Source organism: Amphritea sp. (assembly GCF_048266285.1).
GTDB lineage: Bacteria > Pseudomonadota > Gammaproteobacteria > Pseudomonadales > Balneatricaceae > Amphritea.
Genome location: NZ_JBLWZV010000002.1, coordinates 295,327 through 318,509, shown reverse-complemented (window position 1 = coordinate 318,509; position 23,183 = coordinate 295,327). Strand labels below are relative to the sequence as shown.

23 protein-coding genes and 1 tRNA gene are annotated in these 23,183 nt (G+C 50.0%); 15 read left to right on the top strand and 9 right to left on the bottom strand.

Going from position 1 to position 23,183, the window contains the following annotated elements; genetic code table 11:
* Positions 1-29 precede the first annotated feature (29 nt).
* From djlA to ACN0T0_RS04995, 3 genes are read right to left on the bottom strand one after another with little or no spacing between them, the layout of a single operon-like run.
* Positions 30-875, bottom strand: a complete 846-nt coding sequence (gene djlA, locus ACN0T0_RS05005; protein ID WP_417223893.1) for a co-chaperone DjlA — start codon at positions 873-875, stop codon at positions 30-32.
* Complete coding sequence (murU, locus tag ACN0T0_RS05000; protein WP_417223891.1) at positions 865-1,557, bottom strand: N-acetylmuramate alpha-1-phosphate uridylyltransferase MurU; 693 nt, start codon at positions 1,555-1,557, stop codon at positions 865-867. Before murU ends, djlA begins: the two co-directional genes overlap by 11 nt.
* Positions 1,557-2,609, bottom strand: a complete 1,053-nt coding sequence (locus ACN0T0_RS04995; RefSeq protein WP_417223889.1) for an aminoglycoside phosphotransferase family protein — start codon at positions 2,607-2,609, stop codon at positions 1,557-1,559. Before ACN0T0_RS04995 ends, murU begins: the two co-directional genes overlap by 1 nt.
* A 132-nt stretch (positions 2,610-2,741) precedes the next feature.
* Here ACN0T0_RS04995 and ACN0T0_RS04990 point away from each other — a divergent pair, with 132 nt between their 5' ends.
* From ACN0T0_RS04990 to ACN0T0_RS04950, 9 genes are read left to right on the top strand one after another with little or no spacing between them, the layout of a single operon-like run.
* Complete coding sequence (locus ACN0T0_RS04990; protein ID WP_417223887.1) at positions 2,742-5,486, top strand: LPS-assembly protein LptD; 2,745 nt, start codon at positions 2,742-2,744, stop codon at positions 5,484-5,486.
* A 25-nt stretch (positions 5,487-5,511) separates the two neighbouring features.
* Positions 5,512-6,768 carry a peptidylprolyl isomerase gene (locus ACN0T0_RS04985; protein WP_417223885.1) on the top strand — a complete coding sequence of 419 codons (1,257 nt, stop codon included), beginning with the start codon at positions 5,512-5,514 and terminating at the stop codon, positions 6,766-6,768.
* Positions 6,769-6,773: 5 nt separating this feature from the next.
* Positions 6,774-7,778 (top strand): 4-hydroxythreonine-4-phosphate dehydrogenase PdxA, encoded by a 1,005-nt coding sequence (gene pdxA / locus ACN0T0_RS04980; RefSeq protein WP_417223884.1) that lies wholly within the window; start codon positions 6,774-6,776, stop codon positions 7,776-7,778.
* Positions 7,771-8,571: a 16S rRNA (adenine(1518)-N(6)/adenine(1519)-N(6))-dimethyltransferase RsmA gene (gene rsmA / locus ACN0T0_RS04975; RefSeq protein WP_417223882.1), complete on the top strand. Its 801-nt coding sequence runs from the start codon at positions 7,771-7,773 to the stop codon at positions 8,569-8,571. Before pdxA ends, rsmA begins: the two co-directional genes overlap by 8 nt.
* A gap of 19 nt (positions 8,572-8,590) precedes the next feature.
* On the top strand, positions 8,591-8,977 hold the full coding sequence (gene apaG / locus ACN0T0_RS04970; RefSeq protein ID WP_417223880.1) for a Co2+/Mg2+ efflux protein ApaG: 387 nt from the start codon (positions 8,591-8,593) through the stop codon (positions 8,975-8,977).
* Between the two features lie 9 nt (positions 8,978-8,986).
* Positions 8,987-9,808, top strand: a complete 822-nt coding sequence (locus ACN0T0_RS04965) for a symmetrical bis(5'-nucleosyl)-tetraphosphatase (RefSeq protein WP_417223878.1) — start codon at positions 8,987-8,989, stop codon at positions 9,806-9,808.
* Positions 9,808-10,128: a thiosulfate sulfurtransferase GlpE gene (glpE, locus tag ACN0T0_RS04960; protein ID WP_417223877.1), complete on the top strand. Its 321-nt coding sequence runs from the start codon at positions 9,808-9,810 to the stop codon at positions 10,126-10,128. The genes ACN0T0_RS04965 and glpE overlap by 1 nt, the downstream gene beginning before the upstream one ends.
* Positions 10,129-10,131: 3 nt before the next feature.
* Positions 10,132-11,253, top strand: a complete 1,122-nt coding sequence (locus tag ACN0T0_RS04955; protein ID WP_417223876.1) for a hypothetical protein — start codon at positions 10,132-10,134, stop codon at positions 11,251-11,253.
* The gene (locus ACN0T0_RS04950; RefSeq protein WP_417223874.1) at positions 11,253-11,993 is read left to right on the top strand and encodes a pteridine reductase; all 741 of its coding nucleotides are present in this window, start codon (positions 11,253-11,255) and stop codon (positions 11,991-11,993) included. Before ACN0T0_RS04955 ends, ACN0T0_RS04950 begins: the two co-directional genes overlap by 1 nt.
* On the opposite strand, the gene ACN0T0_RS04945 is transcribed toward ACN0T0_RS04950, so the two are convergent.
* From ACN0T0_RS04945 to ACN0T0_RS04925, 5 genes are read right to left on the bottom strand one after another with little or no spacing between them, the layout of a single operon-like run.
* Positions 11,990-13,897, bottom strand: a complete 1,908-nt coding sequence (locus ACN0T0_RS04945) for a M48 family metallopeptidase (RefSeq protein ID WP_417223873.1) — start codon at positions 13,895-13,897, stop codon at positions 11,990-11,992. The two genes, ACN0T0_RS04950 and ACN0T0_RS04945, sit on opposite strands and share 4 nt — an antisense overlap.
* Before the next feature lie 36 nt (positions 13,898-13,933).
* Positions 13,934-14,530 carry a LemA family protein gene (locus ACN0T0_RS04940; protein ID WP_417223871.1) on the bottom strand — a complete coding sequence of 199 codons (597 nt, stop codon included), beginning with the start codon at positions 14,528-14,530 and terminating at the stop codon, positions 13,934-13,936.
* A 36-nt stretch (positions 14,531-14,566) separates the two neighbouring features.
* Positions 14,567-15,076, bottom strand: a complete 510-nt coding sequence (gene folK, locus ACN0T0_RS04935) for a 2-amino-4-hydroxy-6-hydroxymethyldihydropteridine diphosphokinase (protein WP_417223870.1) — start codon at positions 15,074-15,076, stop codon at positions 14,567-14,569.
* Complete coding sequence (gene folB / locus ACN0T0_RS04930) at positions 15,076-15,432, bottom strand: dihydroneopterin aldolase (RefSeq protein WP_417223869.1); 357 nt, start codon at positions 15,430-15,432, stop codon at positions 15,076-15,078. The genes folK and folB overlap by 1 nt, the downstream gene beginning before the upstream one ends.
* Before the next feature lie 50 nt (positions 15,433-15,482).
* Positions 15,483-15,797, bottom strand: a complete 315-nt coding sequence (locus tag ACN0T0_RS04925; protein ID WP_417223867.1) for a hypothetical protein — start codon at positions 15,795-15,797, stop codon at positions 15,483-15,485.
* Positions 15,798-15,892: 95 nt separating this feature from the next.
* Between ACN0T0_RS04925 and plsY the strand changes: the two genes are divergently transcribed.
* Positions 15,893-16,483 (top strand): glycerol-3-phosphate 1-O-acyltransferase PlsY, encoded by a 591-nt coding sequence (gene plsY / locus ACN0T0_RS04920; RefSeq protein WP_417223865.1) that lies wholly within the window; start codon positions 15,893-15,895, stop codon positions 16,481-16,483.
* Positions 16,484-16,598: 115 nt separating this feature from the next.
* Here the strand turns inward: plsY and tsaD are convergent, their stop codons facing one another.
* Positions 16,599-17,633 (bottom strand): tRNA (adenosine(37)-N6)-threonylcarbamoyltransferase complex transferase subunit TsaD, encoded by a 1,035-nt coding sequence (tsaD, locus tag ACN0T0_RS04915; protein ID WP_417223864.1) that lies wholly within the window; start codon positions 17,631-17,633, stop codon positions 16,599-16,601.
* Positions 17,634-17,851: 218 nt separating this feature from the next.
* Between tsaD and rpsU the strand changes: the two genes are divergently transcribed.
* The 5 genes from rpsU to ACN0T0_RS04890 all read left to right on the top strand — a co-directional run bounded on the left by rpsU (position 17,852) and on the right by ACN0T0_RS04890 (position 22,794).
* The gene (rpsU, locus tag ACN0T0_RS04910) at positions 17,852-18,067 is read left to right on the top strand and encodes a 30S ribosomal protein S21 (protein ID WP_019622914.1); all 216 of its coding nucleotides are present in this window, start codon (positions 17,852-17,854) and stop codon (positions 18,065-18,067) included.
* Positions 18,068-18,113: 46 nt separating this feature from the next.
* Positions 18,114-18,563 (top strand): GatB/YqeY domain-containing protein, encoded by a 450-nt coding sequence (locus ACN0T0_RS04905; RefSeq protein ID WP_417223862.1) that lies wholly within the window; start codon positions 18,114-18,116, stop codon positions 18,561-18,563.
* Positions 18,564-18,608: 45 nt separating this feature from the next.
* On the top strand, positions 18,609-20,555 hold the full coding sequence (dnaG, locus tag ACN0T0_RS04900) for a DNA primase (protein ID WP_417223860.1): 1,947 nt from the start codon (positions 18,609-18,611) through the stop codon (positions 20,553-20,555).
* Between the two features lie 214 nt (positions 20,556-20,769).
* Complete coding sequence (rpoD, locus tag ACN0T0_RS04895; RefSeq protein WP_417223858.1) at positions 20,770-22,575, top strand: RNA polymerase sigma factor RpoD; 1,806 nt, start codon at positions 20,770-20,772, stop codon at positions 22,573-22,575.
* A 142-nt stretch (positions 22,576-22,717) separates the two neighbouring features.
* Positions 22,718-22,794, top strand: a tRNA-Ile gene (locus ACN0T0_RS04890).
* Positions 22,795-23,183 lie beyond the last annotated feature (389 nt).

Genomic DNA, 23,183 nt, shown 5'->3' with positions numbered 1-23,183 from the left:
GCCTGTCCATTAAAGCACAGCGGTATCTGTCAGCTATTTTTTCGCGCGGTACGTACTCGATCGTACGCTGCCTGAATTTCCTGAGTTTTTTCCTTCGCCAGCTGCATCATATCTTCAGGTAAACCTTTGGCCACTAGCTTATCGGGATGGTGTTGACTCATCAAACGACGGTAAGCTTTTTTCAGCTCGGCATCCGACACCGATGCCTCAACACCCAGCACGCCATAAGACTCTTTCAGCAGTTCCTGTTCCGATACATAACCGCCCTGATGGGACTGATAACTATGCTGTTGATAAGAGAACTGAGACTGCATCCGAGCGATCAGCGCGGCCATCTCCGCTTGAGACATCTGCAGCAGACCGCAGACCTCGCGAATAATAATGGTTTCGGCTTCGCTAACCTGACCATCAGCCATCGCCGCCTGCAATTGTATTTCGACAAACATCAATTTCAACGGAATACGAAACCGAATCAGCGCACTCAGTGGGCGCATCACCTCAGCGATATCAAAGTCGCTCTCTTTACCCTGCGAAAACAGCGCCATCGCTTCCAGACGACGCTCTTCACTCAACCCCATCCGGCTCATGACTTCCCGCGCGTATTGAATCTCTGCTTCGCTGACATGACCGTCTGCTTTAGCTAACTTACCCATCACCGTGAAGGTGGCCTTAAAGAAGGCATCTTGCGGGTTCAAAGCGTTACCTAAGGCATTTTTCAACGCGGCTGACAGCGCCACACCGATACCCGCACCTAATAACAGACCAAATAAGCCACCGCTCATCAGGCCAATAAAACCACCAATAATCAAAGCGGTGCGGTTTCTGCGGACCAACTGACCCAGACTAAACCCTGCCTTCTCACTTCTAAATGCCATCTACCCGACCTTTGTTAATATCTTCACTGACGTCCTGAAGTCGCTCAGGCGTCCCTATATCTCGCCAATACCCCGAAAAAAATTCCCCCGTCACGCGATGTGACTGCATCGCACCCCGTAACAGTGGTGCCAGCGGAAATTTACCCAGCTGACAGCCCTTAAACAGTTGTGGGGAAAGCAGACTAATTCCGCTAAACGTTGTTTTTTCATCGCCCTGCTCAACGATGCGGCCCTGCCGTAATTGGAAATCACCGGCGGGATTATGCGCGGGATTCTCCGTCATCACCAGATGGGCCAGATCATCAGAGCCAAATGAGTGGGACAACAAGGAAGCAAAGGGGTAGTTCGTAAAGACATCCCCATTCACCAAGAGAAAGGGTTCCCCCATATCACTCAAACAAGGCAGTGCTCGAAAGATCCCCCCACCCGTTTCTAATAGTTCGGACTCCGGCGACCAGTGCACCTTAGCTCCCCAGCGCCGACCATCACCCACAAAGGCTTCAAGTTGCTCACCCAGCCAAGCATGGTTAATCACTATCTCCGTGACCCCAGCCGCGACCAGTCGTTCAATATGGTATTCAATCAACGGTTTCCCCGCCACTGGCAGTAGCGGTTTTGGCGTTGTCAAAGTCAAAGGACGCATCCGAGTGCCTAACCCAGCGGCCAGTATCATCGCCCGCATCAGCTAAACCACTTATCCAGATGCGTCGGCTCAAATTGCTCACAGGCATACATCGCGGGTACCACAACCTCCTGCAACCAAGCCGAAAAGGTCAGCAGCTCATCATAACGTCCGGCAACCCGGATAATGTAATTCAGGGTGCGGGGAATATCTTCAAGGTAACCTGCCTTACCGTCTCGCAGCCACAACCGAGCAAAAATACCTGCCGCCTTCAAATGGCGCTGCGCGCCCATCAGATCAAACCAACGATAAAAAGTTTCCCGCTCGTAATGGGCGAGTAACCCCTCGGCCACTAGCAACTCACCAAACTCATCGACCCAGCCATACACCCGCTTATCCGGCCATTCAATATAACAATCCCGCAACAGTGACACTAAATCATAAGTCACCGGACCAATTACCGCATCCTGAAAGTCGATCACCCCGGGGGTATTGTTACCATCCACCAATAAATTACGCGAGTGATAATCACGATGAACACAGACAGTCGGCTGTTCCAGTGCTGCTTGAATAAGATACTCAGACACCTCAGCAAACAGATGCTTAACCCCCGGCCCTAGGTCGATCCCCAGCAAATCAGCCACGAACCAATCACGAAAAAGATCCATCTCTCGCTGCAACAGCGCGCGATCATAGACCGGTAGATCATGACCCTCGATCGTCTGACAGAGCTGCAACTGAGTCAAGGTGATAAAAGCCTGTCGATAAAGCGCATCGGCACTGTCGTCATTTAACTGACCTAGATATAGATCATCCCCCAAATCCGACAGCAGCATATAACCCTGATCAAAATCCACCGCATGCACCACCGGCGCATTAATCTTTAGCGGCTGCCAAGCATTGGCAATAGCGACAAAGGGGTGGCTGTTCTCTTTTTCCGGCGGAGCATCCATAAGAATCCAGCTATGATCGCCGCTGATAACGCGAAAATAACGTCTAAAACTCGCGTCTCCCGACACCGGCACACACTGCCAACCCGCAGTCAAATCGATCTTCAGCTCGGCAAAAACCTGCTCTATCCACTGCCTGAGTCCGGCCAGCCTTTGTCCCATATCTATCAATCCCCTAGCCTTGTTATAGCTGAATGTTTTATCATGCCATGCTCAATGGGCTATGTTACTCGAATCAAGGTTTAGCGATAAGAGAAAAGACACTTTTTCTGCGCTTCCTAATGGACAATCTGAATGCCGTTCTCAAGACGTTCTTCCTACACACTCACACTGGCGATAGTTGCTGCAACGCCTGCAGCACTCCAAGGCGCTGAAATGGATACCGATATCCGTGATGCCCTTTGGACCTGCACCATGGAAAATGGTCAAAACTGGCAATGCGATGAGCCCGAACGGTCTGATCTTTTGTATCAAGCGGATACAGGCGATACCCTGGTGCAGCCAGTAGCTGATGACAAACAAAACGTTAAAGCCGTTCCTGCAACTGCTCCCATAGCTGTCGCTAAACAACAGGTGAATGGTGCTTGGCTATGCGAAGCCAATGCCGCAGGCGGCTGGTCATGTCTAGAAAACAAGCCCTCCACGTCGGCATTAACCAAACCGAAACGAACGATTGCAGCAGCCACCGCGGTGCCACCAGCAGCGAAGCAGTCTAATACGACAAGCACGGCAACCCAAACTACCGCGGCGATACCGGCAGCTAAAGCGGCAGCGCAAACCACGACAAAAACAAAGCGAAGCCTCTCCAAACGCAAAAAGGCAAACCAACAAAGTCAAGCAGAAGCGGTAGCCCAAGCCGACTTGACCGATATCCGCTACGCTAGCCAAGACTGGTATCCCATCACCGGCGCATCAAAAGCATGCTATGGCGTTTATATTGAACCGACATCCGAAACAGTAACCGACTTTGACGAGAAGCTCACCGTCGATGCCGACAGCTCTAAAACAGAACTAGGCGGTCTGACACAGTTAGAAGGTAATGTTGAGCTTCGCCAACGGGGGCATTTCTTACGCGGTGATTCTGCCGAAGTAGATCAGGTCTCCAATCAGATAACTTTAAGCGGCGATATCCGTTACCGCGAACCCGGTCTGCTACTCCGAGGCGCTAAAGCGCAAACCAATGCACTCACCGGCGAAACCGTTATTAGCGATGCCGATTATATCGTCCATGAACAATCGCTACGCGGCGAAGCCAAACGGATTATCCGTCTGAAAGACAACCGGATACGGATGGAAGAGAGTAGCTACACCACCTGCCCTCCGGTCGATGAAAGCTGGAAGATTGCCTCTGATTCACTGGTTTTAGATCCCAATCGAGGTTTCGGTACTGCCCGTCATGCAACCTTGAAAATAGCGGACACCCCGATATTCTATTTCCCCTATCTAGAATTTCCGATTGACGACCTGCGCCACTCAGGCTTTTTATTCCCGTCATTAGGCTATTCTGACGATGATGGACTTGAGGTCTCAGCCCCTTATTATTTCAATCTCGCACCAAATTACGATGATACGCTGACGCCTACTATCTTTAGCGAACGCGGTTTATTGCTAGAAAACGAATTTCGCCACATGAATAGCTATGGCCAGCAATCCCTTAGTACAGGTCTGATTGTTGATGATAGCAAAGCTAACCGTGATCGCTGGGTGCTCGGCGTTGATCACACCGGCTACAAAGGCGCTTGGAGTAGCCTAGTCGATTTCAACGCGGTCAGTGATGATGACTATTTCGATGACCTAGGCTCAAGTTTAGAAGTCGACCGCTCTAACCACCTAAACCGGCTGGCAGAGGCCACCTATAGCCAGCAGAATTGGTCTGCTACACTGCGGGCCCATAGTTATCAAACAATCAGTGATAACGACACTCCGTATCAACAGATGCCTCAACTGCAAGTCAAAGGCAGCTATAGCTACGATTTAGGCCAAGAGGTGGTACTCAGCTACCTCACTGACACAACCCAATTCGACCGCGATATCGATGGTCTAACCGGCATTGATCGTGTCACCGGTAGCCGCCTACATGTTCAACCTGCGATCAGCGTACCGATGCGTTCATCTTGGGGTTTCTTAACACCAAAACTGAGCTATTGGTTAAGCCAATATGACCTAAACGATCAGATTGTCGGTGAAGATGACAGCATTAGCCGTTCAGCAGCCGTCGCCAGTATTGATTCCGGTCTGTTATTTGAGCGTCAAACCGGCCGCTATACCCAAACCCTAGAACCTCGTTTATTTGCACTCTATAGCCAAGAAGAGGATCAACAGGGCATTCCAGACTTTGATACCGCCGAAGCGGATTTTAGTTATGACGGCTTATTCAGAGAGAACCGTTTTACCGGTCTCGATAAGATTGGCGATGCACAGCAGGTAACGGCGGGGATTGGTTCCGGTTTTTACCGTGACGACGGCAGTGAAATGGCGCACCTAGGATTGGCACAAGCCTATTATTTTGCCGACCGCACGGTGCAACTTAATGGCGATACCAGTGTCGATACTGAAGAGCAATCCAACTTTGCTGCTGAAGCCTATTGGAATCCTTATTCCAAACTTCGCTTCTCAATCGATACCGAACTGGATAAAGACGACTTAACCCCATTAGAGAGTAACTTCAAAGTACGCTACACTCCGGCGCTCAATAAAGTGATCAACTTTAGCTACCGCTACCGGGAAAATGTCCGTAGCCAAGCTGAAGTTTCATTTATCTGGCCACTCTCACCCGAATGGACGGCGTTGGGACTGTGGCAAGAAGATATGGAAAACAACCAAACACCTGAAGCGATGCTCGGATTGGAGTACGCTAGCTGTTGTTGGAAAGTACGGGTTGCTGCACGCCAGTGGATAGAGGATGATAGCGGTGGTCAGGAAGACACCGCCCTATTACTGCAATTTGTCCTGAAAGGATTAGGCTCAATTGGTAACGGCAGTAAAGCGTTGCAAGATATTGATGGCTTTAATGAACGTGAAGAGAATGATGACTACTAAGCTCATAAAAAAACTAAAGCCATCTATGGCTGCCCTGATATTAGGCCTCAGCGTCTCGGCCAGCGCCGCAGATACCCCACTCGACCGAATTGTCGCGATTGTTAACGATGATATCGTCTTGCAAAGCGAACTCAGTGAACGGGAGATACTCATCAAGGGTCGCCTGAATGCTCAGGGACGTAGTTTGCCAGATGAACAAACCCTACAGAGCCAGGTACTGGATCGTCTAATCCTAGATAATATACAGCTGCAGATCGGTAAAGAACGTGGTATTCGCATCAGTGATAGCGAACTCAACGCTTCTCTCGAACGTATTGCGGCCAGCTCCAAGCTGACACTGGATCAGTTCCGTGAAGCATTAGTGGCCGAAGGACAAGACTATGCCCAAGTGCGTCAGCAAATTCGCAATGAGATGCTGATTCAACGAATTCAGCAACGAGTGGTCAATAGCCGCATCAATGTCTCGCAGCAGGAGATTGATAATTTTCTTAGCTCGCACAAAGGTGAACAGCTAGGTGACGCAAGCTACAATCTGTCACAGATACTCATTGCTGTACCTTTGCAAGCCACCTCTCAAATGCTGCAATCCGCTCAAAAGCAAGCGACAAAAATTGCCGCCGAACTAGCCAATGGTGCTGACTTTGCAGAAACAGCCATTGCCCAATCGAAAGGCCCTAACGCACTTAAAGGTGGCGAAATTGGCTGGCGCAAACTCAACGAGATGCCTGAAGAGTTCTCTGCGGTGGTACAGAAATTAAACCCCGGCGAATTCAGCGCCCCTCTGCGTAGCCCTAGTGGTTTCCACATTTTGAAGGTAAACGACAAACAGGGTGGTTCGGTTCAGTTAGTGAACCAGGTTAAAGTACAACACATCTTGCTTAGCCCTAATGAAATTCGCTCGCCTGCACAAACCCGCCGCGAGATAGATGCTATTTATCAAAAGCTACAACAAGGCGTACCCTTTGAAGAACTCGCTAAGCAGTACAGTGACGACCCTGCCAGTGGTTCTCTCGGCGGTTCCCTCGGCTGGGCACAACCAGGCCAAATGGTGCCGGAATTTGAAGAGGTGATGTTTAATACTGCCCAAGGCGAAATTAGCGCGCCCTTCGAATCTCGTTTTGGCTGGCACATACTCAAAGTTGAAGATCGTCGCCAGCAAGATATGGGCGAAGAGATGAAAACCAACCAAGCACGCGCTACCATTCGCCAGCGTAAGTTCAATGAAGAACTACAAAACTGGCTACGTGAAATCCGTTCTCAGGCGTATATCGAGCTTAAATAATACTGATGCAAACATACAGACTGGCCCTGACCCCGGGCGAACCTGCCGGAATAGGGCCGGATCTATGTATCCAGATCGCCCAGCAGGGACATAATCACCAATTAATTATTATTGCGGATCCATTGATGTTGCAGGCGCGAGCACGCCAGCTAAACCTGCCCATCAAACTGCTACCCTACAAGGCGGATGACGCGATCTTACCGACGGCCCCCGGCACACTCTGGATTGAACCGATTAGCCTCGTTAAAACCGCTGTGCCAGGACAACTAAATCCGGCAAATGCCCGCTATATTCTTGACACCTTGAGCCGTGCAACTCAAGGCTGCTTAAGCGGTGAATTTGCTGCGCTGGTGACGGCCCCGGTACATAAAGCGGTTATTAATGATGCGGGTATTCCATTCAGCGGTCACACCGAGTTTCTCGAACAGCTAACCGATACTCGCAAAGTCGTCATGATGTTAGCGACTGAAGGGTTACGAGTCGCATTAGCGACCACTCATCTCCCTTTAGCCGAAGTACCCGCCGCCATCACCCAGCCGCTACTAGAGCAAGTGCTGGAGGTCTTACACCAAGATCTGCAGCAAAGCTTCGGCCTGCCCAACCCCAGAATTCTGATTGCCGGCTTAAACCCTCATGCGGGTGAAGGTGGCCATATGGGACGGGAAGAGATCGACGTTATCCAACCCGTTATCGATCGCCTGCGAGCCCAAGGGTATAATCTTAGCGACCCATTGCCCGCAGACACTCTCTTTACCGACAAGCTGCTTAAAACCGCCGATGCGGTTCTGGCGATGTATCATGATCAGGGGCTACCGGTGCTAAAATATAAAGGCTTTGGCCGCGCGGTGAATATCACCCTCGGAATGCCGATTATCCGTACCTCTGTCGATCACGGCACCGCGCTCGATCTCGCCGGCAGCGGTAACGCAGATTGCGGCAGTCTACTAACCGCCATCAATTACGCTGCCGAGATGGCAGCTAACCGTCATACCGGAACAGTGAATGAGTAATAAGCCTGCAGGTCATAAAGCACGTAAACGCTTTGGCCAGAATTTCCTACAAGATCAGGGCGTTATTCGCCGTATTATCCGCGCCATTGCACCGGGTGAGCAGCAACACCTGATAGAGATCGGCCCAGGTCTCGGCGCCATCACTGAAGAGCTACTAGATCTGTGTCAGCGCCTTGATGTGGTCGAACTCGACCGTGACCTGATTCCAATATTGCGTACCAAGTTTTTCAGCTATGCCGATAAATTCACTATTCATGAAGGTGATGCGCTGAAGTTTGATTTCAGCACACTGCAACAGCAGGATGAGCAGCTTCGAGTTGTTGGCAATTTGCCTTATAACATATCCACGCCGTTGATTTTCCATCTACTCACCTTTGCTGATCAGATCGAAGATATGCACTTTATGCTACAGAAAGAGGTTGTCGACCGGCTCGCAGCGCAACCGGGTGATAGCGCCTATGGCCGACTCGGCATCATGGCTCAGTATTACTGCCAAATCGAACCGCTGTTCCTGGTACCGCCCCACGCATTCGATCCTGCACCCAAAGTTGATTCCGCCATTGTGCGTCTCATCCCTTACAAAGAGCTGCCTCATAAGGCGCAGGACATCAGTAAACTCGAAACCGTGGTTCGCACCGCTTTTGGGCAACGCAGAAAAACCCTGCGTAACAACCTCAAACCGTTACTCGCCGTCGATGAAATCGAAACACTGGGTATCGACCCAGGCCTTCGTCCTGAACGACTAGCACTGACTGACTTTATCCGGATAAGTGATTATCTGAGCAGTAAATAACAACTGATAACGAAACTATATGATCTACTCAGACACCGCTCATAATATCGACATCAATGTGGAAACGGCCTATCTTCCGGAGCAATCCGACCCGGAGAAAAAGCGCTATGTTTTTTCCTATCACATCACCATCACTAACCTTGAGCCCCAGCCGGTGCAGTTGCTGCGCCGCCGCTGGCTGATTGTCGATGGCGACGAACAGGTTCAGGAAGTAGAAGGCGAAGGCGTCATTGGTGAACAACCCGTCATCGAACCCCAAGAAAGCTATAGCTATACTAGTGGCACCGTACTGGCCACCCGCGTTGGCAGTATGCAGGGGCACTATCAGATGAAAACCAACGACGGCCAGACGTTCAATGCTGACATAGAGCCGTTCACCCTGGCTCTGCCAAACGCGCTGCATTGAGGTAATTAAATGGCAACCTATGCAATGGGTGACATCCAAGGCTGCTATGACGAGCTACAAGCCTTACTGCAGCATATCAATTTTAGCGATCGCGACCGACTTTGGCTGGCTGGAGATCTAGTCAACCGCGGCCCTAAATCACTCGAAACTCTGCGCTTCCTGTATCGCATTCGGGACCGGGTCGTCGTCACACTCGGCAACCACGACCTACATCTGCTGGCGGTCTACAGCGGCACAATCAAGAGCAAACGCTCAGATACCTTTGAGGATATCTTACAAGCGGAGGATGCCGACAAGCTAATGAAATGGCTACGCTCCCAACCGCTACTGGTAACCGATGAACAACTTGGATTTACCATGGTGCATGCCGGCATCCCTCCCCAGTGGTCGCTGAAAAAAGCACATAAACGGGCCAGAGAAGTTGAAACTGTTTTACAAAGCACACTGGCAAGTGAGTTTTTTAAGCGGATGTATGGCAATCAACCTACCTGTTGGTCGCCCAGCCTAGAAGGCTTTGATCGCCTGCGAACCATTACCAATTATTTTACCCGTATGCGCTTTTGCGATAGCAAAGGGCGGATGGAATTTTCTGCCAAAGGCTCTCTATCCAGTCAACCCACAGGTTTCTTACCCTGGTTCAAACATCAAGGTAAAATACTCGATCAAAGCCGCATCGTCTTTGGTCATTGGGCTGCACTGGAAGGCAAAGCCGACCGGGCGAACGTTTATGCGCTGGATACCGGCTGCGTCTGGGGTGGCAAACTCACTGCCCTACGGCTCGAAGATCAGCAAATCTTTTCTGTTAATAGTAATCAAAGGTATGGCAACTGATGGACAACTTTGAATGTATCGATATCGTCCGCGCGGAAACATTGATCGCCGAGGGCGCCGTTATTGCGGATATCCGTGATCCACAAAGCTATCAACAAAACCATATCAAAAATGCGGTACACCTGAGCAACGAAACCCTGCATGACTTTATCCAAGCCGCCGATATGGACACCCCTGTGATCGTTTGCTGTTACCACGGTTTTAGCAGTCAATCGGCCGCGGGCTTTCTCATCCAGCAGGGCTTTGATGCAGTTTATAGCCTCGATGGCGGCTTCGAACTCTGGCAAGCAAGTCGTCCCGAACAATGCGCGAACAGCTAAACGATGCAGATCTATCTGGTAGGCGGTGCGGTTCGAGACGGTTTACTTAATTACCCCGTCTACGATAAAGACTGGGTAGTTGTTGGCGCAACGCCCGAACAGATGCAACAGCAGGGCTTTCGCCCCGTTGGCAAAGACTTTCCGGTCTTTATCCATCCGGAGAGCGGCGAAGAATATGCACTGGCCCGTACTGAACGAAAATCGGGTAAAGGCTATACCGGATTTCTCTATCATGCCAGTCCTGAAGTCACACTCGAAGAGGATCTAGTCCGCCGCGATCTGACCATTAACGCCATGGCGATGGATGACCATGGCAATATTATCGACCCCTATCAAGGCCAGCTTGATCTGCAACGCAAACAGCTTCGCCATGTTTCACCGGCCTTTGCTGAAGATCCACTTCGAGTGCTTAGAGTGGCGCGCTTTCAGGCTCGCTATGCGCCACTGGGCTTTACCGTTGCTCCTGAAACACTCCAACTAATGCAGCAACTGGCCGCCAGCGATGAACTCGAACACCTCACCGCTGAACGGGTATGGCAGGAATTCCAACGTGCTTTAGGAGAGACAGCACCGCAGCAATTTTTGTTGACGTTAAAACAAGCGAATGCTCTCTCAAAACTGTTCCCTGAGCTACTGCCTGCGGTGAACAACCCACAGACACTCAGCGCCATTAGCCAACCCGCGGACGCACGGGTACGCTTTGCCATACTGCTGCGCAGCGCATTTGCTAATACCTCTAAAGCGGAATCTATTCAACTGATCAAAACATTTTGTGATGTTCACCGCGCCCCTAATGCATACCGGGATCTAGCTTTACAGTTTAGCGCTCAAGCTGACCAGCTGTGCCACTTTACTGAGCTCGACGCTCAACAGCGACTCGAATTAGTCAAAGATCTCGACCTATTGCGTCGCAGTGAGCATCTCGACTTACTCATACAAGGCTGTGCACTGATCTGTGCTGATGATTTGAGCGTAACAACACTTCTACCCGAGCTACTGCAATCGCTACAGCAGGTCGAGCCCAAGCAACTCATGCAACAAGGTTTTAAGGGCAAGGCACTGGGTAAAGCGATTCAACAGGCACAACTGCAGCTCTGCCAACAACAAATCGATGGCCAAAAATAATGAGTCAACCTGTCGCCCTGATTACCGGCGCTGCACGCAGAATTGGTGCAGCCATTACCCGCCAACTCTGGCAACAGGGCTATCGGGTGATCATCCATTGTCACCACTCGCTGACTGAAGCAGAGCAGCTCGCACAAGAACTCAACAGCACCAAGACCGATAGTGCCTGCGTCGTTCAAGCAGATCTAAACAACACAACACAGGTATCACAGCTAGCCAACAAAGCACTTAAACGCTGGGGCCAACTCGATCTACTAGTCAACAATGCATCCTCGTTTTATCCCACGCCACTGGAGCAGAGCAGTGATCAACAGTGGGACGACCTGATTAACAGCAACCTAAAAGCCGCCTACTTCCTCTCGGCACAATTAGCCGCTTCGCTAACACAACAACAGGGCTGCATAATCAATCTGATCGACATCCACGCCCAACGGGCCCTACCAGGCTATCCGATCTACTCAATCGCCAAAGCGGGCCTACAAATGATGACGCTTAGCCTAGCCAAAGAGCTAGCACCGGCAGTACGGGTGAATGGCGTAGCGCCCGGCCCTATTCTCTGGCCGGAGCAAGCCGCGGCCATTAGCCCAGACGAGCAGGCCGCGATTGTCGATAAAACCCTGTTAAAGCGTGCTGGCGCGCCTGAAGATATTGCTGAGACGGTATTATTTCTGGCTCAACAGCGCTTTATTACCGGCCAGATCATTGCGGTAGACGGCGGCAAGTCCCTTTATAGTCATTAGCCTTCAATACCTTCATCGAGCCCAGTTAATGGGCTTTCCATCACTGCGGCGATCGCGGTCATTAATTCCCGCTCAAGCGGCATAATCAGACCATCATGGCGCACAACCTGCACCATCCCTTTAAGCATCCGCTGACGTAAAAAGGGAGTAGCAGCGGCTAACTCAACCACCGCGGCGGAAAAAAGCTCACGGGTACAATCGGATCGAGAAACGATATTGAGCGTATACAACCCGACCACCCCGGCACCTCGATTGAAGGCTTTGAGCGTCATATCCTCCGAGGTTTCACCATGATAGGCCAGCATCGAAATAACGACCGCATACTCATCGGCTAATGAATCAATCTGTTTATGCCGATTTTGCCGCGACCGAACCGCCCCAAAGTGCGCATCACAATAGCGACTCACCAACTGATACAGAACCCATTCAAATAGATCTATCTGCTGATCAGCCTGTACCACTTGCAGCAGCAAGCGCTTAAACGCTTTATATTGACTGGCAGACTGCACCTTCAACGCCGGCAGTGTTAGCTCGATTAACGCCAAATATTCCGCGCGAGGCAAGCGTTCAAACTGTTCAAAACAGCCCAACAGCCTATCAACCAGCGCCTGTTCTTCTGCCGCTATCAGCTTCAACTGCTGTTGCCGAACAGCCTGATCACCATCGATCAGCAACCCCAATAACACTACGCGGGCATCATAAGGGTCTCTGGCCAACTGATACAGTGAATCCTCCTGCTGCCCAGCAGCAACCTCCGAGGCGTGATAGTCCTTCATCAACTCAGCTCCAGCTAAGGTCCCTAACAACCCCTCTATCACCCGGGTCTCAGGACGATTAGCCTTGATCGCTTCATCAGCATTCGCGTTGGTTTCGGTTAATGTGGCTTGGGGTTGCAGGTAGCGACCATCCCAATGAGGATCAACCTTTCTAATACGTACATCTAATGGTGGATGTGTCGACCAAAGCCAACTCGGCATCACCGCCGAAAAAAACAGATGACCGGCTTCCTGACACTCCGGATGTTCTAAGTGCCCCTGAACGTGGCTACCACCAATCACTTTCAGCGCGCCTCCAATACCTTCAGGATTGCGAGTAAATTGCACCGCAGAGGCATCCGCCAGAAACTCACGCTGCCGACTAATGGCCGCTTTGATCATGTTACCGGCCATCACGCCACACCAGCCAACCACCATCAAACCAACCCCTAACAAGACTAAGTAACCGCGATTAGAGCTACGAGATTTAGTCGAATCAACCCACCAACTGCTGCGACTACTGGCAAACACCCGCCCAAGTTCGGCGAAAAACACCATACCGTGCAACATCACCAGCAAACGCATATTCAGACGCATATCACCATTCAGGATATGACTAAACTCGTGCGCAATAACGCCCTGCAATTGATCCCGGTCCAGACTATCTAAAGTCCCACGAGTAACACAGATGGCCGCATCACTAATGCCTAACCCAGCCGCAAAGGCATTAATACCCTGCTCTCGACGCATCACATAAACCGGCGGCACAGGAACCCCCGCCGCCAAGGCCATCTCTTCAACCACATTGACCAAACGACGCTCTGCAGTATCGGCTGTTAACGGCAACACCTGCTCACCACCAAGTTGCTCAGCGACCGCGCCACCGCCCTGTTTAACATCCAACCATTTTAGCCAAGCAGCAAATATTAATAACAGCGCTATCGCACTGGCCACCCAGAAGATGCGTTGCCAACTCAGATAATCAAGAAATACCCTATCGGGCAGTGAGAGAGGATCGTCATTCACCCAGAGATACCAAGCGAACAACAGATTAATCAGGCAAACCAGGCCTATATTGAGTAGCACAAACAGCACTAATAGCAGTCGGCTACGCTGACGGGCCTGGTCTTGTGCCTTATAGAAATTCATAGACTTTGTGGCGCTCTAATCCTAAACACGCGCGCTTCAGAAGCTCACTTTAGGTGCAGCTTGTAGCTGCTCTCGATCTGCAAATTCGAGCAGTGAAGCATCTTGTACATGGCCAAAGGTGCCCGCAAAAATCACTGGTGGAAAACTCTGCTTGTAACTATTGTATTCCGTTACCGCATCGTTAAAGGCCTGCCGTGAAAAAGCAACACGGTTTTCGGTCGAAGTCAGTTCTTCACTGAGCTGACGCATATTGGTATCGGCTTTTAGCTCTGGATACGCCTCAACCACAATACTCAGTTTGCCCATCGCTCCCTGCAAGCCGCCCTCAGCTTGCGCCAGTTGCGCTAAAGCCTCAGCACTACCGGGATTAGCCGCAGCCGCCTTAAGCCCCGCCAGCGCCTCATTACGCGCAGCAATAACCGCTTCTAGCGTTCCTCGCTCATGTTCAAGATAGGCTTTCGCTGTCTCAACTAAGTTCGGAATCAGATCGTAGCGCCGTTTCAGTTGCACATCGATTTGCGAAAAACTGTTTTGAAAACGATTTTTTAATGTCACTAGTCGGTTGTAAATCGCCACTACGTAAAGCACCAACGCAACAACGATGACTAAAAACACAAGCGTGCCCATTTCCATAGTTTACCCCTGTCTATTTCACTGCTGGCTTGCACATCAGGCAGAGAGGTCTTTATCTCGCCAGACAAACGACACCGGATTCAGTGATTGTTTTTCTTTATCGTAATCCAACCATAGCTGCTGGTAAGTTTCTGCCAACACAGGGTGACGAGACTTTGGTGCAAGCTCGGCTAACGGCCACAACACAAAAGCATTTTCAGTAATTTCATCACGGGGCAATGTGACACCGTCAATCTTACCGATCAGCGCGTCGTAGGTCAGAATATCCACATCCAACGTTCGGCCGCTAAACTTCTCTGAAGTACGGCACCGGTCATTGTCATCTTCAATTTTCTTTAACGCTTTGCTTAACTCACCAACCGATAATTCGGTCTTGAAAGACGCGACAAGATTATAGAAATTATCGCCATCAAACCCCACCGCTTCACTTTCATAAACCGGCGACAGCTCAAGCTTTTCAAACTGAGCATCCAGTGCCTCAAGACAGCGTTCTATATAGACTTCACGGTCGGTATTACTACCGATACTTACAAACACCTCAGCCATCAGAAGCGCTCTCCTCGTTCAATAATTACACCAACATCTTGGGCCATTGGCACAGCGCCGGGCTTACCCAGCTTCAGTTTTAACCAACGTACACCAAACTCATCCATCACAATCTGCGCAATCTCCTCCGCCATGGTCTCAACCAACAAAAACTCACTGGTTTCAATAAAGCTGATTAAGCGATCAGAGACTGTCTTATAATTAAGGGTGCTATCAATATCTTCAGCGGCCGCAGCCTGTTGAATATCCGTCGCCATCTTAATATCTAGACAGACGGTCTGACGAATTTCGCGTTCCCAATCGTAGATTCCGATCACGGTTTCTACCTTTAAACCCTCAATGTACACAATATCCAAGACAAAACCCTTACAATCCTGAAATTGATCTCAGATTCTTCACTAAGCATTTAAAGCGGAGCTTTAAGCGCTCGCTTTGAACGAGTCCAACTTGTTTTAATAATCATCCGCCCCGCCACCTGCACCAGTATATAACGGCCATTACGCCACCAAATAAGCCGCCGGGTTGAGCAATATGTTCGCTTTAACTTAATGATGTGATTACAGGTTTCTTCACTAATAAGTCGATGATCTTCTTTTCCCCACTGAGAATAGATAAGACCAATATTATCACCAGCCCTGATCAAACTACCATCTTCCATTCGCAATCCTGCGGAACAGTAGTTTGCCAGTAACAACAGCCCAAACACTATGAGTTTCTTCATCCCTGAACTCCTTCACGCACCTTTACTGCTTTCATCCTGTGCATAAGTACGCTATAAAAAATAGTTTAACCCTTAAAGAACAGCGGACCAGAACTATGATCGAAGCAGATGCTGCAACAACGCTGTGCGTAATGGTCGTCGCTTATCTGCTAGGTTCTATTTCTAATGCTGTGCTTGTTTGCCACTTTATGGGGATCGGCGACCCTCGTCAACTCGGCTCTGGCAACCCAGGTGCAACCAATGTATTGCGGACAGGCAACAGAGCTGCAGCATTACTAACTCTGACCGGCGATATCAGTAAGGGAATGCTAGCCGTATCCATTGCACAATGGCTTGAATTGACACTATTTGACCAAGCATTAGTGGGAATATGCGCCCTAATCGGTCATGTTTGGTCTATTTTTCTGCGTTTCAGAGGTGGCAAGGGTGTGGCCACCATGCTGGGCTGCTGCCTTTTCCTAGACTACCGACTGGCACTTTTTCAAATAGCTGTCTGGCTGTTATTATTGGCGATTCGGCGAATCTCATCACTGGCCGCGGTGGGGATGGCCTTAATGAGCCCGGCCTTCTGCTGGTTAGTCATTCCAGAACTGCTATTGCCACTTATCATCATGAGCAGTCTTATATTGGCGACTCACCACCAAAACATCCGTAAACTACTAAATTGTCAAGAAAATCCGCTATAACGACAAGCGAACAACAACTGCAGAGTACCGGCAAAGCACAGATCGCACGGCCGCTGTGGCGCCACGCCTGTTATGCTACAGAAGAATAGACACCTCACCAGCACGCTTATTTAACTCAAACGTTCGCGATAGGTTCAAGGGTATCCATCGGCCAACGAGGCTGACACTGAATCGACAGATCACTGCTCTGCCCCGCCATAAGACGCTGACATCCCGCATAAGCGATCATCGCGCCATTGTCGGTACAAAAACGAGGACGAGCATAGAATAGCGAAGCTCGTTCTTTCTTAACCATCTCTTCTAGACGATCTCGCAAGCGCTGATTGGCACTCACCCCACCGGCAATAATTAACTGTTTAAAACCGGTTTGCTGTAACGCTCGACGGCATTTTATCGCCAAGGTATCAACCACCGCATCCTCAAAGGCCGCGGCAATATCGCATCGATCTTTGTCGGACAACTCGCCATCCACCCGCAGATCATTAGCAGTATTCAGCGTAAATGTTTTCAATCCACTAAAGCTGAAATCCAAGCCTGGGCGATCGGTCATCGGCCGCGGAAAACGAAACCGACTATGATCGCCCTGCTCTGCCAAGCGCGCGACTTCTGGCCCACCCGGGTAATGAAGGCCAATCATCTTTGCAGCTTTATCAAAGGCCTCACCGGCAGCATCGTCAAGGGATTCACCTAGTAGCGTGTACTCACCGATACCATCAACCTGCACCAACTGCGTATGCCCTCCAGAGACCAACAGCGCGACAAACGGAAAGGCCGGCGGATGCTCTTCCAGCATCGGCGCTAATAAGTGCCCCTCCATATGATGCACACCAATGGCCGGAACATCCCACGCCAGCGCCATAGCCCGCCCCGTCGAAGCCCCGACCATCAATGCACCAATAAGCCCCGGGCCTGCCGTATAGGCAACCGCATCCAGCTCACTGCCGGTCATATTGGCCTGCTGCAATACCTCTTTGACTAACGGCAACAGTTTGCGCACGTGATCTCGGGATGCCAGCTCAGGCACAACACCGCCATATTCAGCGTGCACCGCAATCTGACTGTAGAGAGCATCACCCAACAAGCCAGCCTCACTATCATAGATAGCCACACCGGTTTCATCACAGGAGGTTTCGATTCCTAGCACACGCATTGTTAACTGTTCTCGCTCATAATCATGGATAAATGCCCGCCTTAAAACCGCAGGACAGTTGAGATCGGGCTATTATCATCCATTTTAACAATCATTTCATCGTATTTAGGCTTTACACTGTCGATCCATAAGAATAAAATACCGGCCCTTATTGGCCAGCTGTGTCTAATACTCAGCGGAACAGACATTAAATTTCTACAGGAAAGGTAAGGTATTATATGCCAGCAGTTAAAGTTAAAGAAAACGAGCCATTTGACGTAGCTCTGCGTCGTTTCAAACGTTCTTGCGAAAAAGCCGGTGTTCTGGCTGAAGTGCGTCGTCGTGAATTCTACGAAAAGCCAACTTCAATCCGTAAGCGTAAGGCTGCTGCTGCTGTTAAGCGTCACCTGAAGAAAGTTCAGCGCGAAAACCAGCGCCGCGTACGTCTGTACTAAGATCTTCACCACGCATTAACTAGCCCAATACAGACAGGAGACCGGTATGTCCGAACTGAAGCAACGCATCAGTATCGAGATGAAAGCAGCCATGCGCGCGAAAGCAAAAGAGCGCTTGGGTACTATCCGGATGATCCTGTCTGAGCTCAAACGCATCGAAGTTGATGAACGTATTGAGCTAGATGATGCACGCGTACTCGCGACGCTCGATAAAATGCAAAAACAGCGCCGCGACTCGATTGAGCAGTTTAATACTGCCGGTCGTGATGATCTGGCCGATATTGAGCAACAGGAGCTTCTTGTTATTAAGGAGTTCCTGCCTCAACCTCTGACAGAGTCAGAACTTGCCACCATTGTTGAGCAAGCCGTAGCAGATTCCGGCGCGCAAAATATGCAAGAGATGGGCAAGGTCATGGCACTAGTCAAACCTCAGGTTCAAGGTCGCGCAGATATGGGCGCTATCAGCCAACTCGTCAAAAACGCGTTAAATAGTTAATACAACTGCTGACCCCATCCTCTAATCAGCAGGTAGTCTGACATTATGGCCGGACGTATACCGCAATCTTTCATTGATGACCTTCTTGCACGCGTCAACGTTCTCGATATCGTTGAAGCCCGCGTAAAGCTTAAGCGCAGCGGCAAAAACTACTCTGGCCTCTGCCCATTCCATAAAGAAAAATCACCTTCATTTACCGTCAACAATGAAAAACAGTTCTATTACTGCTTTGGTTGTGGTGCCGGTGGTAACTCGCTTAGCTTTCTAATGGAACATGACCGTCTTAGCTTCCCTGAAGCCGTAGAAGAACTCGCCAAGCTAGCGGGCGTTGAGATGCCAAAAGCTGACGGCCCCGTTGATCATCAACGAGAGCAACGCATCAAGGATATCTATGCCCTACTAGAAGAGGCCTCCGCCTTTTACCAGCGACAGCTTAGAGAGCACTCCAACAAAGAGATCGCAGTTAGCTATCTTAAAGACCGCGGCCTGACCGGGCAATTTGCCGCCCGTTTCGGTATTGGGTACGCACCACCGGGCTGGGACAACCTGCTTAAAAAACTCGCCAAAGACGAAGCGACCAAAGTTAGGCTTGAACAAGCCGGCATGCTGATCAAAAAAGAGGAAACCGAGCGCTATTACGACCGCTTCAGGGAACGCATTATGTTTCCAATACGAGATATGCGTGGTCGGGTGATCGCCTTTGGTGGCCGAGTACTCGGCGATGAAAAACCCAAATACCTTAACTCCCCGGAAACCGACACCTTCCATAAAAGCCGCGAACTCTACGGCCTATATGAAGCACGTAAGTTTAACCAAACACTGGATCGCCTGATTATCGTTGAAGGCTATATGGATGTCGTCGGCTTAGCGCAATACGGCATCGGCTATGCCGTCGCTACCCTAGGTACCGCCACCACCGCACAGCACCTCGAGCGATTACTCAAGATGGTGCCTGAAGTCATATTTTGCTTTGATGGTGATGAAGCCGGGCGAAAAGCAGCCAAACGCGCGCTAGATACAACTTTACCCGTCATTACCGATGGCAAACAAGCGCGCTTTCTATTCCTCCCCGAAGGCGAAGATCCCGATAGCTTGGTACGCCAAGAAGGCTGCGATAAATTTGAACAGCGCATCAGTGAATCATTACCGCTATCTGATTTTTTCTTTAAAACACTGGAAGACGGGGCCGACATGCTCTCACTCGATGGCCGTGCTCGATTTAGCAACCAAGCACTACCCCTGATTGATCAGATGCAGCCGGGCATTCTTAAACAGATGATGCAGGAAAAAATCTCTGAACTCACCGGATTGAGCCTTGAACAACTAGTGAGTGTTAACAACCTGCAAGAAACCACTGTCAGCCACGCGGCACCAGAACCTGACTACCCTTACGAAACGGCCGATTATCAAGACGATGGCTATTTTGATCAACCACCCGATTTCAATAGCTTTGAGCAAGGCAGCTTTAGCCAAAACAGCCAGAATCGTAAGTCAAAAAAAGAGTTTGGCAAAGGCAATAAGAAATCGCGCCCTGCACCACCGGGCGGCTCAGCCGTACATTTCAACCCTAGCAGTACCGCGGTCTCCATACTACTCCACTTGCCGGCGTTAGCGACGTTGTGCGGCAATCTTGAGATGCTTGCCAGCTCCGATGACAGTGCTGAAATCCTACTCTACCAACTCGCCTCTTATTTACAGGAAAACCCCGGTGTCACCCCCGGCATCCTCGCAATCGACTGGCAGGAACATGAGCACCTCAAACCGCTGATCCGCCAGCTCAACGAAATCGCTCACCAAACACCGATTATTGACGCAAGCAATGCACAGCAAGTATTAAGCGATTGCCTTAACCGATTACAAGAGCGCCACCTCGATCGAGAGATACTACAACTCAAGTCTCAACCCCATTTGAGTGCCGAGGATAAACAACGCCTGAACCAATTAATCATGAAGCAAGCCGGCAGCCGGCTAAGAAAGACACCTGAAAAATAACCATCCGCCTTGAAATTCGGCAAACTACCCCCATAATTGAGCTACAGAGAAAACTCAGACTTATTTTCACCTTTCTGCCCCAGCGCATTGAAAATAGTCTATTTTTATAAGGGATTTATCCCTATAAGCTTAGACCGTCTGTAGAATTCCCCCCCCGAAATCGCTATAATGTCGGGCTAATTTTTTTCACTTTTGTCATCACTGAAGGGCAATTATGTCAGATACCTCAAAGCAGCAGTCACGCCTCAAGGAATTGATCGCAAGGGGTAAGGAACAAGGCTACCTTACCTATGCTGAAGTTAATGACCATCTGCCAGAAGATATTGCTGATCCGGACCAGGTCGAAGATATAATCCGTATGATCAACGATATGGGTATCTCGGTCACCGAAGAAGCACCGGATGCAGAAACCCTTCTGATGACCGAAGGCGACTCCGCTGAAGAAGCAGATGAAGAAGCTGTCGCCGCGCTGGCGGCCGTTGAATCAGACGCTGGCCGCACCACCGACCCAGTACGTATGTATATGCGTGAAATGGGCACGGTTGAACTTCTAACCCGTCAGGGTGAGATCGAAATCGCCAAGCGGATTGAAGAAGGTCTACGTGAAGTCATGGCCGGCTTAGCCGCCTTCCCAGGCTCGGTTGACGCTATTCTTGCCGCTTATGATATGACGGTTGAAGAAGAAACTCGCCTGAGCGACATCTTCAGTGGCTATATCGATCCTGATGACGGCGTTGAAATCCCCTCCGCAGCACAGCAAGCAGAAGCTGCTGACGACGATGACGATGACGAAGAAAAAGAGCGTGGTCCTGACCCAGAGGAAGCCAAACGTCGTTTTAACCTGCTACGCAGCACCTTCGACACCTACAAGAAAGCCGTAGAGAAAGAAGGCCGTAACAGCAAAACCGCCGCAAAAGCATTCGAAGAACTGGCCGACGCCTTCTCGCCGATCAAACTTTCGCCTCGCTATTACGACATGCTGGTCACCAATGTCCGCAGCTCCATTGATAAAATTCGTAAGCAAGAACGTACGATCATGCAGATTTGTACCCAGCGTGCAAAAATGCCACGTCGTCAATTTATCAAAGAGTTTCCTGGCAATGAAACCAACAGCGAATGGCTAGATAACCTGCTGAACTCTGATACGGATTACGCCAAAATACTCAGACGTCATGAGATTGAGCTGCGCCGTGCACAGAAGAAACTGGTTCAATCTGAACAAGATATTCACCTGACACTCAACGAAATGAAAGAGGTTAACCGTCGCATGTCGATCGGTGAAGCCCGCGCTCGTCGAGCCAAGAAGGAAATGGTTGAAGCCAACCTTCGTCTGGTTATCTCCATTGCTAAGAAATATACAAACCGGGGCTTGCAGTTCCTTGATTTGATTCAAGAAGGCAACATCGGCTTGATGAAAGCGGTTGATAAGTTCGAATACCGTCGCGGCTATAAGTTCTCCACCTATGCAACTTGGTGGATTCGTCAGGCCATTACCCGTTCGATTGCCGACCAAGCACGGACTATTCGTATTCCGGTGCATATGATCGAAACGATCAACAAGCTGAATCGTATCTCCCGTCAAATGCTTCAGGAAATGGGTCGTGAACCCTCTCCGGAAGAGCTGGCTGAACGTATGGATATGCCGGAAGACAAGATTCGCAAGGTACTGAAAATCGCTAAAGAACCTATCTCTATGGAAACCCCCATCGGCGACGATGAAGATTCCAGCTTGGGCGACTTTATCGAAGACATCACCATCGACTCTCCGGTCGACTCTGCCACCGGTGAAGGCCTACGTGAAGCGACTAAAGAAGTGCTAGCCGGCTTAACCGCCCGTGAAGCCAAAGTGTTGCGTATGCGTTTCGGTATTAACATGAACACTGACCACACCCTTGAAGAGGTGGGTAAACAGTTCGATGTCACCCGTGAGCGAATTCGCCAGATCGAAGCAAAAGCGCTTCGCAAGCTACGTCATCCAAGCCGTTCAGACCATCTGCGCAGTTTCCTAGACGAACATTAAAATCTTTTAAATCAGACCGTTGCGCCCATAATATCCTGTGGTATTATGGGCGTCCTCTCCCAGAGAGCGGCTTTAACTCAGTTGATCTATAGCCCTAGCGCTTAACATCCACACTGATTTAGTCATAAGCCAAACCCTATGGGGGCCTTTAGCTCAGTTGGTTAGAGCGCTCGACTCATAATCGATCGGTCGCAGGTTCAAGTCCTGCAAGGCCCACCACCTTCCATAAATATCCAATAGAAAAAACTCGACTCAACTCTCTAATAGAGATGTATCGGTCGCAGGTTCAAGTCCTGCAAGGCCCACCACCTCCCATAAATATTCAACAGAAAAAGCTCGACTCAACTCTCTAATAGAGATGTATCGGTCGCAGGTTCAAGCCCTGCAAGGCCCACCACCTCCCATAAATATCCAATAGAAAAAAATCGACTCAACTCTCTAATAGAGATGTATCGGTCGCAGGTTCAAGTCCTGCAAGGCCCACCACCTCCCATAAATATTCAACAGAAAAAGCTCGACTCAACTCTCTAGTAGAGATGTATCGGTCGCAGGTTCAAGTCCTGCAAGGCCCACCACCTTCTACGAATACTCAATGGAAAGAGCTCGAC